Genomic DNA, 14,910 nt, shown 5'->3' on the forward strand with positions numbered 1-14,910 from the left:
ACCATGCTGCCGACCATTCTCGATCTGACCAGCCTTCGCGCAGCCTATGAAGCCGGCCAAACCCCGCTCGACGTTGTCGAGACCATCATTGTCCGTCGCGCAGCCTCGGAGGATCCCGCAATCTTCATCACACCGACGCCTGACGAAGCGCTTCGAGCTGAAGCGCGCGCCCTGATGGAACGGGCTCCCGAGCCGAACAGCTTGCCGCTCTGGGGCGTTCCGTTTGCGGTCAAGGATAATATCGACGTGGAGGGGCTGCCGACGACGGCCGCGTGCCCCGCTTTCGCCTATGATCCCGAAAGCGACGCAACCGTCATTGCCAGGCTACGGGCTGCGGGCGCGATCGTGATCGGCAAGACCAACCTCGATCAGTTTGCCACCGGCCTCAACGGCACGCGCTCGCCTCACGGTGCGCCGCGCTCGGTCTTCGACAGGAACTATGTGTCGGGCGGCTCGAGCTCCGGCTCGGCGGTTGCCGTCGCCTCGGGCCTGGCAAGTTTTGCGCTCGGCACCGACACGGCCGGGTCAGGACGCGTACCGGCAGCCTTCAACAATCTCGTCGGCATCAAGCCGACGCCGGGACTGGTACCGAATGTCGGCGTCGTGCCTGCCTGCCGCAGCGTCGATGTCGTCACCGTCTTTGCTGCAACGGTCGGCGACGGCGTTGCGATCCGCAAGGTGATGGAGGGCTACGATGCCGCCGATCCGTTCTCGCGCAAGGCCGTTCCATCCAGCCTGCCAGCCGCCGGCTTGCGGGTCGGTGTGCTCGACGGAGCAGAACGGGAATTCTTCGGCAACAGCGACGTCGAGGCTCTCTATGATGCCGCAATCGATAGAGCGCGCGCACTCGGCGCCACGATCGTTGCCTTCGACTACGCGCCGTTCCGGCAGGCAGCAGAGCTGCTCTACAACGGCCCCTGGGTCGCCGAACGGCTGGCGGCGGTCAAGGATTTTCTTGCCACCAATGCGGCCGACTTCGACCCGACGGTTCGCACCATCATCGAGGGCGCGAAAGCCTATGACGCGGTCGCCGCTTTCGAAGGCCGATACAAGCTCGAAGCGCTGCGCCAAAAGACCGGGAAGGAATGGGAAAAGGCCGATATCCTGATGCTGCCGACCTCACCGACCACCTATACGGTCGAAGAAATGATGGCGGATCCGATCGGGAAGAACGGCCAATTCGGCCGGTATACCAACTTCGCCAATCTGCTTGATTGCGCGGCGATCGCCGTTCCAGCCGGCTTCGACGCCAACGGTCACCTCCCGGCCGGCGTCACCCTGGTCGGCCCCGCTTTCACGGATGACGCGCTTGCCCCCTTCGCCGACGCCATGCACCGGGCGGCGAGGGCCGGCATGGGGAAGGACCGTGAAGCCGCCTTGCCGGAGGCAAGCCGCGTGCTACCTCCGGCCGATGACTTCATTCCGATCGTAGTCGTCGGCGCGCATCTGACGGATATGCCGCTGAACCACGAGCTGACGCGGACGGGCGGATACAGGTTGAAAACAGGACGCACGGATGGCAGCTACCGGCTCTTTGCCCTGCAGGGCACGGTCCCGCCCAAGCCGGGGCTGGTCCGCGATCCCGGCTTTGCGGGCAATGGCATCGAAATCGAAGTCTGGGCCCTGCCGCCGACCGCATTCGCCCGTTTCGTGCAGAATATTCCGGCTCCGCTTGGTGTCGGCAAGATCACCCTTAGCGATGGAAGTTGCCTGACGGGATTTCTCTGCGAGGGTCATGCCGTCGCCGGTGGACGAGAGATCACCGAGTTCGGCGGCTGGCGCAACTATATCAGCGCAACCGGTCCGGCGGCCTGAAGGGATGCAAAAACTTCTGTCAAAGGCCGCTCAATTCGTCCTCAGGGGTCTCATTGCCAGGACCGGCGCGATATGGGCGGGTAAGCGATCGTGATAAATCCACATATGTGTCGCGCTTACGCCGCCTCACGCTTCAGAGAGCGGCAGCTGCTTTACCAGCCTCTAAAAGGCATCGGTATGGGCGCAAATTGATGCTTTTCGCGCGCAGTGATTTTCCCTACTCCTGCTTGAAAAGCAACGAGAGGCGCGGCGATGGCACTGCCATTCTACTGGAACGAACTAAATAGCTCCGACTTCGCCGGACTTTCGCCCGACACAACCATCGCCATCCTGCCGATCGCCTCGACGGAACAGCACGGCCCGCACCTGCCGATCGCGACCGACGTGGCGATCGCCAACGGCATGCTGGCCGAACTGAAAGAGCAGAAGCCGGACGGCCTCGATTTCCTGGTGCTGCCGACGCAGGAGATCGGCAAGGCGAACGAACACATTTACGGGCCGGGGACGTTGTCACTCGCTGCGGAGCTGCTCATTCCGGTCTGGACCGCGATCGGCGCCAAGGTTGCCGAAGCCGGCATCCGCAAAATGGTGATCGTCAATTCACATGGCGGCAATGTCGATATCATGAGCATCGTGGCACGCGAGCTTCGCGTGCGCTACCGGATGGCCGTCGTCTCGACGCAATGGGGCCGCTTCGGCCATCCTCAGGGGATGATCAGCGACCATGAAACGAAATACGGCATCCATGGAGGCGAGGTGGAAACCTCGCTGATGCTCCATTTTCGTCCCGACCTGGTGCGGATGGAGAAGGCGGAGAATTTCACCTCCAAGGCGGAATGGATGCGCGGGCAATCGAAATACATCCAGCCGCTACCGCCGCATTCGCTCGCCTGGATCGCCCACGACCTCAATCCCAACGGCGTCGTCGGCGACGCCTCGCTCGGGACAGCCGAAAAGGGCGAAGCGATCTGCCGCCACCAGGTCACCGGTTTCGTCGAGCTGCTCCATGACCTGAAGCGCTATCCGCTTTCCAATCTTTATTCGGAGTAGGCCCATTCGCAGAAGGGTTCAGATCGCGACGGACCTTTCCATCGCGATATGCCCCTTTGCCTGCAGTTCCTGTACCAGGCCGGCGAGCTCGGCCAGGAGATACTCGACGAACAGGCTGGTGGCGGAATCAAGCGGGGTGCGCGCGCGGGCGAAAAGTTTCATCGTCTGGTGGCGCGCATGCGGCTCGGCGATCGGCCGGAAAACAAGTTCGCCCTGTCGGCATTCGGTGATCACGTCGAGCGGGTTCAGCATCGTCACACCGGCCCCTGATTTGACCAGCTTCTTCAGCATCTCCGACGCATTGGTTTCCAGCACGGGCTCGATGTGCACGTCGAGGCGGGCCATCGCCAGATTGATCACGTCGCGCAGGCTGGTGCCCTGCTGCGCCAACACCAGACGCTCCTGGACGATATCGGCAAGGTTGATCGGACCTGAAGCGATCAGCGGATGGCCGGGAGGCAGCACAACGCCGATCGGGATGTCGAAATTGCCGAGCGTGCGGATGCCGGGCGTCGCCGGAATGTTGAAGCCGAGGCCGATATCCACCTCGCCCGACAACACCGGGTTGACCGTCATCGTCCCCGCATCATTGCGCAACTGCATGAAGACGCGCGGATGCTCGGACTGGAACCGGGCGATAATTTCGGGCAGCGGGCCGGCGGCCAGGCCCACCGTCGTCACCAGGCGGATCTTGCCAGCCTGTTGCGTCCTGAGGCTGCGAATGCGGCTCTCCAGCCGCTCGTAATTTTTCAAGACCTCGCGAATATGCTCGATGCAGAGTTCGCCGGCCGCCGTCAGGCGCAGGCCGCGTGGCAGGCGCTCGAAGAGCGGCGCGCCGATTTCCTCCTCCAGCGCCAGGATTTGCCGGTTGATCGCCGAAGACGCCACATTCAGCCGCGCCGCCGCCTTGCGGATCGAGCCGGCTCGGGCGATCTCGTTGATGTAGAGAAGCTTTCTGGAATGCAGCATCGCAGCAACCTCATTGCATAAAAACAGAGCAGACAGCACAAATTAGGCACAGGCTTTCGGAGAGATGCCGAAAAGGCATCATTGCGCACGAAATTTGATGCTTTTCAAAGAGCAAAGCAATCGCTCCTATGAAGAAAATCCGACGTCGCCACGGGCGTTGCGAACTTAGAAGGGGAACATTGATCATGCGCATTGCACGGAAGAATACGGTCTTTTCCGCACTCGTCGGCCTTGGCGGTGCGCTTGGCGCCGCCGTCTCGGCGCAGGCGGCAGACAAGGTCAGCTATGGCACCAACTGGCTGGCACAGGCAGAGCATGGCGGCTTCTACCAGGCGGTTGCCGACGGCACCTATGCCAAACATGGCCTCGACGTCACCATCGTGCAGGGCGGCCCAAATGCCGCCAACAGCGCCCTGCTCATCTCCGGCAAGATCGATTTCTACATGGGCGGTCCGCAGGGCGAAATCTCGGCGGTCGAACAGGGCATTCCGCTCGTCGACGTCGCGGCGATCTTCCAGAAGGATCCGCAGGTTCTGATCGCCCATCCTGATGCCGGCATCAACAAATTCGAAGATCTCGCCAAGCTCAAGACCCTGTTTCTCGGCAAGGACGGCTATCTCACCTATTTCGAATGGATGAAGGCGAACTTCAAGGGCTTCAAGGACGAGCAGTACAAGCCCTACAATTTCAGCCCGGCGCCGTTCCTCGCCGACAAGGAGTCCGCACAGCAAGGTTACCTCACATCCGAGCCCTACGAGATCCAGAAGCAGGCCGGCTTCGAGCCGAAAGTCTTCCTGCTCGCCGATAACGGCTATTCCCCCTATTCGACGATGATCACCACCACCCAGACGATGATCGACAGCAAATCCGACGTCGTCCAGCGCTTCGTCGATGCCTCGATCGAGGGCTGGTACAACTATCTCTACGGCGACAACAGCAAGGCGAACGCGCTGATCAAGAAGGACAATCCCGAAATGACGGATGGTCAGATCGCCTATTCCATCGCCAAGATGAAGGAATACGGGATCATCGAATCCGGCGACAGCCTCGACAAGGGCATCGGCTGCATCACCGATGCGCATTACAAGGCGTTCTTCACCGAAATGGTTGATATCAAGGTCTTCAAGCCAGAGACGGACTACACCAAGGCGTTCACGACGAAATTTGTCTGCAAGAACACCGGCGTGGCGCTGAAGAAATAGGCTGGCCGATGCCGGCGAGCATCCGCCGCAGATGCGGCGGATCGCATCCTCTTCCCCAGTGAACGAGACAGGCAATGCCTTTAGCAGAAGCCCAGGCCCTATCCCCGAAAGAGGCGCGCACGCGGCCGCTGGTCGCCATGCGCTCGGTCTCGAAGGTCTTTTCCAGCGGAACGGTAGCGCTTTCAGACATGTCGCTCACCGTCGAAAGCGGCGAATTCGTCAGTCTGCTCGGCCCGTCCGGCTGCGGCAAGTCGACGGCGCTGCGCATCATCGCCGGCCTCGGCGACGTCACCTCGGGTGCAATCGATTGGCCGAGCTCGCGCATCAATGCCAGCGGCCTTCCGGACGGCGACATCGGCTTCGTCTTCCAGGAGCCGACGCTGATGCCGTGGAAGAACGTGTTCGACAATGTCCATCTGCCGCTGAGGCTGAGGCGCGTTTCGAAGGCTGCGGCGCATGACCGGATCATGGAGGTGCTGACCACCGTCGGCCTCCAGGATTTCGCCAACGCCTATCCGCGAGAACTGTCCGGAGGCATGAAGATGCGCGTCTCGATTGCCCGGGCACTGGTGACGAAACCGAAGCTGCTGCTGATGGACGAGCCCTTCGCGGCGCTCGACGAAATCAGCCGGCAGAAGCTCAATGACGACGTGCTGCGGCTCTGGAAGACGACCGGCATTACCGTCATTTTCGTCACCCATTCGGTCTTTGAGTCCGCCTATCTCTCGAGCCGCATCGTCGTGATGAAGGCAAGACCCGGCCGCGTGCATGCCGACGTTCCGCTCGCCACCAGCCTCGAACGCGACGCCCATTACCGCACCTCGGAAGAATATCGCAAAGCCTGCGAAACGGTGTCGCATTCGCTGATCGGCGCCATCAACGCGGCAGGAGATCAGTAATGCGCGACGAAACCAATGCACCACCGTTGCGTCCTAAAGGCGCAGCCAGAGCTGGGCGCCGCGATCTGGCGCTGCGCATTTCCATCCCCTTCCTGGTCATCGCCCTTTTTATCCTGTCCTGGTCCATCTACGTCAAACTGTCGGGCGTCCCGCCCTACATCCTGCCTGGACCGGCCGCCGTCGCCAACGCCCTGGTGACCGACTGGGGCACGCTCGCCCCCGCCCTCTGGGTCACCACCAAGATCACCTTCCTGTCGCTGATGCTGGCGCTTGTCGGCGGCGTCGGTTTTGCGATCTTCCTCGTACAGTCGCGCTGGATCGAACTCGCCTTCTATCCGCTCGCGGTCATCCTGCAGGTAACACCCGTCGTGGCGATCTCCCCGCTGATCCTGATCTATGCGCCGTCGACCCAGGTGGCGTTGCTGATCTGCGCCTTCCTTGTCGCCTTTTTCCCGATTCTATCGAATATGGTCCAGGGGCTGAAAAGCGTCGACCACAACCTCATCAACCTGTTCGAACTTTACGGCGCCTCCCGCTGGCAGACGCTGTTCTTTCTCAAGCTGCCGGCCGCGCAGCCCTATTTCATGACCGGCCTCAGGATCGGCGGTGGCCTTGCCCTGATTGCCGCAGTCGTCGCGGAATTTGCCGCGGGCTCGGCCGGCGCCGGCTCCGGGCTCGCCTTCCGGCTCCTCGAAGCACAGTATCGGCTGAACATTCCGCGCCTCTTTGCGGCGCTGCTGATGCTCTCCCTGCTCGGCGTCGCGATCTTCGCCGTCACCTCGTTCATTTCGTGGCTTGCCCTGCACCGCTGGCACGAGAGCAGCCTGAAACGGGAAAACTGATGAGCTATTCCTTTATTTCGCCGCCGAATGCCGGCCGCTTCGTGCTGAGCAACGCGACGCTGCCTGCCGCCGCCGTTGCCGGTTACGAAGCGCCCGCCGCCGAAGGGCTCGTCAGGGCCGATATCGTCATCGCCGACGGCATGATTTCGGCCCTGCTGCCGCCGGGCGAAGCGCCGGTCGAACTGGCGAAGTCCGACCTCAAGGAAGGCATGGTCTGGCCCTGCTTCACCGATATGCATACGCATCTCGACAAGGGTCACATCTGGCCGCGCAACGCCAATCCGGACGGCAATTTCCAGGGAGCGCTGGAGGCCGTGCGCGCAGACCGCGAAGCGCACTGGTCGGCTGGCGACGTGAAGAAGCGCATGGAGTTTTCCCTGCGCTGCGCCTACGCGCACGGCACCAGCCTGATCCGCACTCATCTGGATTCCCTTGCGCCGCAGCACCGCATCTCCTTCGAGCTCTTTGCCGAGATGCGCGATGTCTGGAAGGACAGCATCGCTTTGCAGGCGGTAGCGCTCTTTCCGCTGGAGAACATGGCGGACACGGCCTATTTCGCCGATCTCGTCGGCCTGGTCCGCAAAAAGGGCGGGCTGATCGGCGGCGTCACCCGAATGAGCGCCGATCTCGAGAGCCAGCTCGACACGCTGTTCAGAGCCGCCGCCGATAACGGCCTCGATATAGACCTTCATGTCGACGAGACCGACGATCCGGCGGCAGAAACCCTGAAGGCGATCGCGCAAGCGGTGCTGCGCAACCGCTTCGACGGCACGGTGACGGCCGGCCATTGCTGCTCGCTTGCCCGCCAGGACGGGGAAACCGCAAAACGCACGGTCGAGCTCGTCGCCGAGGCCCGTCTTGCTATCGTCTCGCTGCCAATGTGCAACCTCTATTTGCAGGACCGCTATCCCGGCCGCACACCGCGCTGGCGCGGCGTGACACTTTTCCACGAATTGGCGGCAGCCGGCGTCGCAACCGCCGTTGCCTCCGACAATACCCGCGATCCCTTCTACGCCTATGGCGATCTCGACCCGGTGGAAGTGTTCCGCGAGGCGGTCCGCATGCTGCATCTCGACCATCCGCTGGATACGGCCGCACGCGTCGTCACCACCTCGCCCGCCGATATTCTCGGCCGGCCCGATATGGGCCGCATTGCTGTCGGCACTGCTGCCGACCTCGTGCTCTTCAGCGCCAGGCGCTGGAGCGAATTTCTTTCCCGTCCGCAGTCCGACCGCGTCGTCCTTCGCCGCGGCAAGGTGATCGACCGCAGCCTGCCGGACTATCGTGAACTCGACAGCATCGTTGGAGCCTGACATGCCGGATTATCAAACGATCAGACAAGAACTCGAAGGCATCGCCATCGAAGACAATCCGGCGCTGGTGCGCCAGAAGAGCCGCGATTTTTACTGGTATTCGCCAATACTGAAAGCGCAGCTCGACAATGTGACGGCCGATCTCGTCGTCACGCCGAAAAACGAAGACGATGTCATCCGGACGCTGAAGGTCGCCTTCGCCCACGGCGTGCCGGTCACGCCCCGCGGCGGCGGCACCGGCAATTACGGCCAGGCGATGCCGCTTTCCGGCGGGATCGTGCTGAATCTGGCGGCCATGGACAAGATCAAGGAGATCCATCCCGGCCGGGTGATCTGCGAGCCCGGCATCATCATTGCCCAGCTCGACAAGCAGACCAAGGCCCATTCCGGCCAGGAGCTGCGGTTCCATCCCTCGACGGCGCAAATGGCGACCGTCGGCGGCTTTATCGCCGGCGGCTCCGGCGGCGTCGGCTCGATCACCTGGGGTGGCTTGCGCGATCTCGGCAACATTCTGCGCCTGCGCGTCGTCACCATGGAAGCCGAGCCGCGCGTGCTCGATCTCACCGGCTGGGACCTGCAGAAAGTCAGCCATGCATACGGCACCAACGGGATCATAACCGAAATCGAGATGCCGCTCGCGCCTGCCTATGACTGGGTCGACGTTCTCGTCGGTTACGATGACTTCATGGCGTGCGTGCGCTTTTCGGATGCGCTTGCCAAATGCAACGGCATCCTCGTCAAAGAGATCGCGCCGATCGCGGCGCCCATTCCGCACGACTATTTCACCCGCCACAAGCCCTATATCCGCAAGGGCCAGTCGGTGGTGGTGCTGATGATCGCGCCGCATGCGATGGATGCCTTTCTCGCCTTCACCTCGGCCCACAAGGGCGAGGTCATCTTCCGCTCCGACAAGGTCGAGAGCATGAAGGGTATTCCGCATGCCTATGAGCTTGCCTGGAACCACACGACGCTGCGGGCGCTGAAGGTCGATCCCGGCTTCACCTATCTGCAGGTCCAGTACCCGGGGCCGGATCACGTCGCCAAGGTCGCCAAAATGGTGGAAATCTTCGGCGACGAGGTCCCTGGTCATCTCGAATTCATTCGGTTCGACGGGCAGATCCAGTGCTCCGGCCTGCCGCTGGTACGCTACACTACCGAGGCGCGGCTCGAGGAGATTATCAAGATCCACCAGGATCACGGCTGCCCGATCTTCAATCCGCACCGTTACACGCTGGAGGAAGGCGGCATGAAGCGCACCGACAAGGTGCAGCTCGCCTTCAAACACGAAACCGATCCCAAGGGGTTGCTCAACCCCGGCAAGATGATCGCCTGGGAGAACCCGGACTTCGATTTCGATGCCGGCAAGAACTATCTCTTCCCAGGGCTTGCAAGCGTCATGGAGGCCTGATGAGGGTTCTTGTGCTGCATTCGCACCCGGTGGAGGAAAGCTACGGCAAGGCGCTCTACCAACAGTCGCTGGAAAGCCTGCGCAAGGCCGGCCACGAGGTGGATGCCTGCGATCTCTACGCCGAGAATTTCGATCCCGTGCTCTCTCGCCACGACCGGCTCATCTATCACGACTATCCCGGCAATACCGAGCTGGTGAAACCTTATGTCGAGCGGTTGAAGCGAGCCGAAGGGCTCGTGCTGGTGACGCCGGTCTGGAATTTCGGTTTCCCGGCGATCCTCAAAGGCTATTTCGACCGCGTCTGGCTACCGGGCGTCTCCTTCGAACTCGTCGACAGCAAGGTGGAATCGCGGCTACGCCATATCAGGAAGCTTGCCGCGGTGCTGACTTATGGAGCAACGCCATTCCGCGCCTTCGTTGCCGGCAATCCGCCGAAGAAGATCGTCAAGCGCGTGCTGAGAGCACAGATCAATCCGCTGCGGCCTGTCACCTTTCTCGCTCATTACGACATGAACAACTGTACGCCTGAAACGCGGGAGAGGTTTCTGGCGAAGGTGAAGACGTCGATGGAACGGTTCTGAAGCGCATCGCGCCGCCGGACATCATAATATCTTGGCGGCTGTGACCTCGACTTCGACAAGGAAATCCGGCCGGGTGAAGCCGCCGACGATGATCAGTGTCGAGACGGGCTTCGGGTCGAGCGTATAGCGATCGCGCACCGCCATATAGGCTGGGAAATCCTCCCGTTTCGTCACGAACCCGGAAATGCGGATAACGTCCGCAAAACTCATCTCCGCATCGGCAAGGATGGCCTTGATCGCTTCGAAGCATAGCTCGGCCTGTTTGCCGATCTCCTCCGGCACTTCGTCGTCGAGACCAATTCCGAGCTGGCCTGAGGTGACGAGCAGCGACGCGCCCGGCGGCACGAGCAGCCCATGATTATAATTACCGAACGGACGGCGGACAGAGGGCGGATTGAAAGTCTTCTTCATCGGCATGTCCTGCTCCAACCAGAGTACAGCGTGTCATATCGAGTTTCTCCCCATTTCGCCACCGTGTGCGGTGCACAAATAGAACGCTGTTGCAAATGCAGGCGCAATACAAACGCATAAATCATGATCACATTTTCTCTTCGTCCAATAAATAGGCAATTCCTGTTTTCGGCATTTCGTCATTCTGTTCATGAGGTTATCCGAGCTTTGGAAATTGGCACGCTGATTGCAGGCCTTCACAATGCATCGGTCAACGGCGATCGGTGCAGATAGGCGCGACATAAGCGCTTACGCAAGACACCGACGTCGCAAGGATTGCCATCCGGGGTTCTCCCCTCCGGTGAACGCATTCCGGCGGCGTTTTTTTGTGTCCAAATTCAGCCAGCAGAGGGAACCTGCGCATGACAAAAAATTCGAAACCCGGCATCACCCGTCGTACCATGCTGAAGACAACTGCAACGGCCGCCCTCATCGGCGCCGTCAAGACTGCCTTTCCGTCCGGCGCCTTCGCCGCTGGGCCAGGTCCTGAGGTGAAAGGCGTCAAGCTTGGGTTCATTGCCCTGACGGATTCCGCACCGCTGATTATCGCCAAGGAAAAGGGGCTTTTCGATAAATATGGCCTGCCCGAAACGGACGTCGCCAAGCAGGCCTCGTGGGGCGCGACCCGCGACAATCTCGTGCTCGGCGGCGCTGCCAACGGCATCGACGGCGCGCATATCCTGTCGCCGCTTCCCTATCTCATGCACACCGGCAAGGTGACGCAGAACAACAAGCCGGTGCCGATGGCGATCCTGGCCCGGCTCAACCTCGACAGCCAGGGCATTTCCGTCGCCAAGGAATATGCCGTCACCGGCGTGCAACTCGATGCCTCGAAGCTGAAGGCGGCCTTCGAGAAGAAGAAGGCCGAAGGCAAGGAAATCAAGGCGGCGATGACCTTCCCGGGCGGTACCCACGACCTCTGGATCCGCTATTGGCTGGCCGCCGGCGGCATCGATCCGAACAAGGACGTTTCGACGATCGTCGTGCCGCCGCCGCAGATGGTGGCCAACATGAAGGTCGGCAACATGGACGTCTTCTGTGTGGGCGAGCCGTGGAACGAGCAGCTCGTCAACCAGGGTATCGGCTTTACCGCAGCCACCACCGGCGAGCTCTGGAAGGGACATCCCGAAAAGGCGCTGGGGCTGCGCGCCGAGTGGATCGAAAAGAATCCCAATGCCGCCAAGGCGCTGCTGATGGCCGTGATGGAAGCTCAGCAGTGGTGCGAAAGCATGGATAACAAGGCGGAGATGGCCGACATTCTCGGCAAACGCCAATGGTTCAACGTCCCGACGAAAGATGTGCTCGGCCGCCTCAAGGGCGACATCAATTATGGTAACGGCCGAGAGGCCAAGGCCACCGACCTCTATATGAAGTTCTGGAAGGACGCCGCCTCCTATCCGTTCAAGAGCCACGATAGCTGGTTCATGACGGAAAACATCCGATGGGGAAACCTGCCAGCGACGACGGATGTCAAGGCGTTGGTCAACCAGGTGAACCGCGAAGACATCTGGCGCGAGGCCGCCAAGGATCTCGGCGTCGCTGCAGCCGATATTCCCGCATCGTCTTCCCGCGGCAAGGAAACCTTCTTCGACGGCAAGGTCTTCGACCCCGAAAACCCCTCCGCCTATCTCGACAGCCTTTCGATCAAGGCCGTCGCCTGACCCCGCTTCCGGCGCGCCATCGGTGCGCCGGCCTTTCATTCCTGTGAGGAGCGCGTCGATGTCCGCCCTGGCAAATAAACAAAATCCCTCCCCGGTCGCCTCCGCCCAACCGGCAGCAAAGATCGTGCCGTTTTCCGGCAAACATGGCTCGCGGTTCAACCTTCGACAGGCGGGGTTGACCGCAGTTTGCAATGTCGTTCCGCCGATTGCCGTTCTCGCGCTCGTTCTGCTCGTCTGGCAGGTGCTGTGTTCCTCGGCGGATGCATCTTTGCCCTCGCCGCATCAGGTCTGGCAGGAGAGCTATGATCTGATCGCCTATCCCTTCTTCAACTACGGTTCCCAAGATATCGGGCTCGGCTGGCGCGTGCTCGTTTCGCTGCAGCGCGTCGCTTATGGTTTCGGGCTTGCCGCGGTCGCCGGCGTCATCATCGGTGCGATCATCGGCCAGTCGGTCTGGGCGATGCGCGGCCTAGATCCGATCTTTCAGGTGCTGCGCACGGTCCCGCCGCTCGCCTGGCTGCCGCTGTCGCTCGCAGCCTTCCAGGATTCCAGTCCTTCTGCGATCTTCGTGATCTTCATCACCTCGATCTGGCCTGTCATCATCAACACCGCCGTTGGCGTCCGCAACATTCCACAGGACTACCGCAACGTCGCCGAGGTGCTGCGTCTCAACCAGCTCGAATTTTTCTGGAAGATCATGCTGCCTTCGGCAGCGCCCTATATCTTCACCGGCCTCAGAATCGGCGTCGGCCTTTCCTGGCTCGCGATCGTCGCGGCCGAAATGCTGACCGGCGGCGTCGGCATCGGCTTCTTCATCTGGGACGCCTGGAACTCGTCGCGCCTTCCAGACATCATCGTCGCGCTCGCCTATATCGGCATCGTTGGCTTCGCCCTCGACAAGCTGGTGGCAGCGCTCGGCAAACTCGTCACCCGCGGCGCCATGGCCAGCTGAGGAGCGCATCTATGAACGCCTATCTCAAACTCGACCATATCGATAAACATTTCGATCGGGGCGGCGTTCGCGCCGAGGTGCTGAAGGACATCAACCTGACGATCTCAGAGGGTGAATTCGTCTCGATCATCGGCCATTCCGGCTGCGGCAAGTCGACCCTGCTCAACCTCATTGCCGGCCTGACCCCGGTTTCGTCAGGCGCCGTGCTGCTTGAAAACCGCGAGGTCAACGAACCGGGTCCGGAACGTGCCGTCGTCTTCCAGAACCACTCGCTGCTGCCCTGGCTGACGGTCTACGAGAACGTCAATCTCGCCGTCTCCAAGGTCTTCGGCAGAACAAAGACCAAGGCCGAGCGGCACGACTGGGTCATGGCCAATCTCGATCTCGTACAGATGGCGCATGCGAGAGACAAGCGGCCTTCGGAAATATCAGGGGGCATGAAACAGCGCGTCGGCATTGCGCGTGCGCTTTCGATGGAGCCGAAGATCCTGCTGCTCGACGAGCCCTTCGGCGCGCTCGATGCGCTGACCCGCGCCCATCTTCAGGACGCAGTGATGGAGATCCATGCCCGGCTTGGCAACACGATGGTGATGATCACCCATGACGTCGATGAGGCGGTGCTGCTGTCCGATCGCATCGTGATGATGACCAACGGCCCGGCGGCCCGCATCGGCGAAGTACTCGATGTAACGATGCCTCGTCCCCGCCATCGCATCGAACTCGCCTCCGACCGGACATATCTGAAATGCCGCGAAGCCGTGCTGAAGTTCCTCTATGAACGCCATCGCTTCATCGAGGCTGCGGAGTAAATGCAAAGGCAGCCGCGGCGGCTGCGGCCGCCGGGCTTTCGCCTTGTCGCGGACGGACCGCGCGTGATGTCAGGTGCTTCGCGCGCTCGGCTCGCCGGTTGCGGCAAAGACCGCGCTCGCATCGCTGACCATCTCCACATGGGAATAGGCTGCCTGTGCGGCAGCAGTACCGTCCGCTCGCATGATCGCAATTACGATCCGGCCATGCTCCTCGTAGGATTTTGCCAGGCGGCCGGGCAGCCGAAACTGCGCTCGTCGAAAGGGTGCGAGCCGTGCCCGTGTCTGCGTCACCGTCTCGTAGATATGATCATTATGCGCGCCGCGATAAAGGCGGGAATGGAATTCGGTATTGTGCGCCGCATAGTCCTCTTCCGCGCCGGTATGCACCAGCTTCATCGATGCCTTGTGTTCCAGCTCCAGCGTGCGTCGCTCATCGACTGTCATGCGCTCGGCCGAGAGCCTGGCGCAGATCGCTTCGAGTTCCGCCATCGCCTCGAACATCGAATGCAGATAGGTTTCGGTCACGGTGGTGACGACGGCGCTGCGGTTCGGCTCTCGGTCGACAAGCCCCATCGCCCCAAGTTCACGGAGCGCCTCGCGCACCGGTGTGCGCGAGACTTCGAAACGAGCAGCGAGCGAGACTTCATCAAGCTTCTCGCCGGGCAGCATCTGCCCGGTGACGATCATGTCGGCGATCGCCCGCACCATCTGCTCGACGGTCGTCCCTGCCCTGATGATTTCTCTGCGCCTGACTTGCTTCAAGGACTGATTCTACATTGCTAGGATTGCATACACATGCCCGCTAAATCAGGCCAAGTCAAACATCAGTATATATTATTGATGGCACTCGCAAAAATGCATTTTCACCGTGGGCTTAATCAGCATTCTAAGCCCAGCGACGGAGGTATCGGACAATTTTATAGGCGATGCATATTTTTTCATCGTATGCCAAGTGAAAT

General features: G+C 61.2%; 14 protein-coding genes. 11 read left to right on the plus strand and 3 right to left on the minus strand.

Annotated elements, in window-relative coordinates; translation table 11 throughout:
- Window positions 1–3: 3 nt before the first annotated feature.
- A complete protein-coding gene (atzF, locus tag FFM81_RS25400) occupies window positions 4–1,815 on the plus strand; it encodes an allophanate hydrolase (protein WP_003568599.1) in 1,812 nt (603 codons plus the stop codon).
- Between the two features lie 252 nt (window positions 1,816–2,067).
- Window positions 2,068–2,865, plus strand: a complete 798-nt coding sequence (locus FFM81_RS25405) for a creatininase family protein (protein WP_003568597.1) — start codon at window positions 2,068–2,070, stop codon at window positions 2,863–2,865.
- Between the two features lie 18 nt (window positions 2,866–2,883).
- Here the strand turns inward: FFM81_RS25405 and FFM81_RS25410 are convergent, their stop codons facing one another.
- Window positions 2,884–3,834 carry a LysR substrate-binding domain-containing protein gene (locus FFM81_RS25410; protein WP_025418548.1) on the minus strand — a complete coding sequence of 317 codons (951 nt, stop codon included), beginning with the start codon at window positions 3,832–3,834 and terminating at the stop codon, window positions 2,884–2,886.
- 185 nt (window positions 3,835–4,019) lie between these two features.
- Here FFM81_RS25410 and FFM81_RS25415 point away from each other — a divergent pair, with 185 nt between their 5' ends.
- From FFM81_RS25415 to FFM81_RS25440, 6 genes are all read left to right on the plus strand, one after another.
- Entirely contained in the window at window positions 4,020–5,036 is a 1,017-nt protein-coding gene (locus FFM81_RS25415) for an ABC transporter substrate-binding protein (protein WP_138385997.1), read from the plus strand.
- Between the two features lie 74 nt (window positions 5,037–5,110).
- Window positions 5,111–5,935 carry an ABC transporter ATP-binding protein gene (locus FFM81_RS25420; RefSeq protein ID WP_003568594.1) on the plus strand — a complete coding sequence of 275 codons (825 nt, stop codon included), beginning with the start codon at window positions 5,111–5,113 and terminating at the stop codon, window positions 5,933–5,935.
- Window positions 5,935–6,777, plus strand: a complete 843-nt coding sequence (locus FFM81_RS25425; RefSeq protein ID WP_138385996.1) for an ABC transporter permease — start codon at window positions 5,935–5,937, stop codon at window positions 6,775–6,777. The genes FFM81_RS25420 and FFM81_RS25425 overlap by 1 nt, the downstream gene beginning before the upstream one ends.
- Window positions 6,777–8,090 carry a cytosine deaminase gene (locus FFM81_RS25430; RefSeq protein WP_138385995.1) on the plus strand — a complete coding sequence of 438 codons (1,314 nt, stop codon included), beginning with the start codon at window positions 6,777–6,779 and terminating at the stop codon, window positions 8,088–8,090. The genes FFM81_RS25425 and FFM81_RS25430 overlap by 1 nt, the downstream gene beginning before the upstream one ends.
- Before the next feature lies 1 nt (window position 8,091).
- Complete coding sequence (locus FFM81_RS25435; RefSeq protein WP_138385994.1) at window positions 8,092–9,498, plus strand: FAD-binding oxidoreductase; 1,407 nt, start codon at window positions 8,092–8,094, stop codon at window positions 9,496–9,498.
- Complete coding sequence (locus FFM81_RS25440) at window positions 9,498–10,079, plus strand: NAD(P)H-dependent oxidoreductase (RefSeq protein ID WP_003568590.1); 582 nt, start codon at window positions 9,498–9,500, stop codon at window positions 10,077–10,079. Before FFM81_RS25435 ends, FFM81_RS25440 begins: the two co-directional genes overlap by 1 nt.
- Before the next feature lie 21 nt (window positions 10,080–10,100).
- On the opposite strand, the gene FFM81_RS25445 is transcribed toward FFM81_RS25440, so the two are convergent.
- A complete protein-coding gene (locus FFM81_RS25445; RefSeq protein ID WP_025418544.1) occupies window positions 10,101–10,490 on the minus strand; it encodes a RidA family protein in 390 nt (129 codons plus the stop codon).
- A gap of 401 nt (window positions 10,491–10,891) precedes the next feature.
- On the opposite strand from FFM81_RS25445, the gene FFM81_RS25450 reads away from it, so the two are divergent.
- Genes FFM81_RS25450 through FFM81_RS25460 form a run of 3 tightly spaced genes read left to right on the plus strand, consistent with a single transcriptional unit; the run spans window position 10,892 to window position 13,951 of the window.
- Window positions 10,892–12,190: a CmpA/NrtA family ABC transporter substrate-binding protein gene (locus tag FFM81_RS25450; protein WP_138385993.1), complete on the plus strand. Its 1,299-nt coding sequence runs from the start codon at window positions 10,892–10,894 to the stop codon at window positions 12,188–12,190.
- A 58-nt stretch (window positions 12,191–12,248) separates the two neighbouring features.
- Window positions 12,249–13,142 (plus strand): nitrate ABC transporter permease, encoded by an 894-nt coding sequence (ntrB, locus tag FFM81_RS25455; RefSeq protein WP_003568587.1) that lies wholly within the window; start codon window positions 12,249–12,251, stop codon window positions 13,140–13,142.
- An 11-nt stretch (window positions 13,143–13,153) separates the two neighbouring features.
- Window positions 13,154–13,951, plus strand: coding sequence for an ABC transporter ATP-binding protein (locus FFM81_RS25460; RefSeq protein WP_003568586.1), 798 nt, complete (start codon window positions 13,154–13,156; stop codon window positions 13,949–13,951).
- A gap of 69 nt (window positions 13,952–14,020) precedes the next feature.
- Here FFM81_RS25460 and FFM81_RS25465 read toward each other — a convergent pair whose 3' ends face one another.
- Window positions 14,021–14,713: a GntR family transcriptional regulator gene (locus FFM81_RS25465; RefSeq protein WP_003568585.1), complete on the minus strand. Its 693-nt coding sequence runs from the start codon at window positions 14,711–14,713 to the stop codon at window positions 14,021–14,023.
- Window positions 14,714–14,910 lie beyond the last annotated feature (197 nt).

This window comes from Rhizobium hidalgonense (genome assembly GCF_005862185.2).
Classification (GTDB): Bacteria; Pseudomonadota; Alphaproteobacteria; order Rhizobiales; family Rhizobiaceae; genus Rhizobium; species Rhizobium hidalgonense.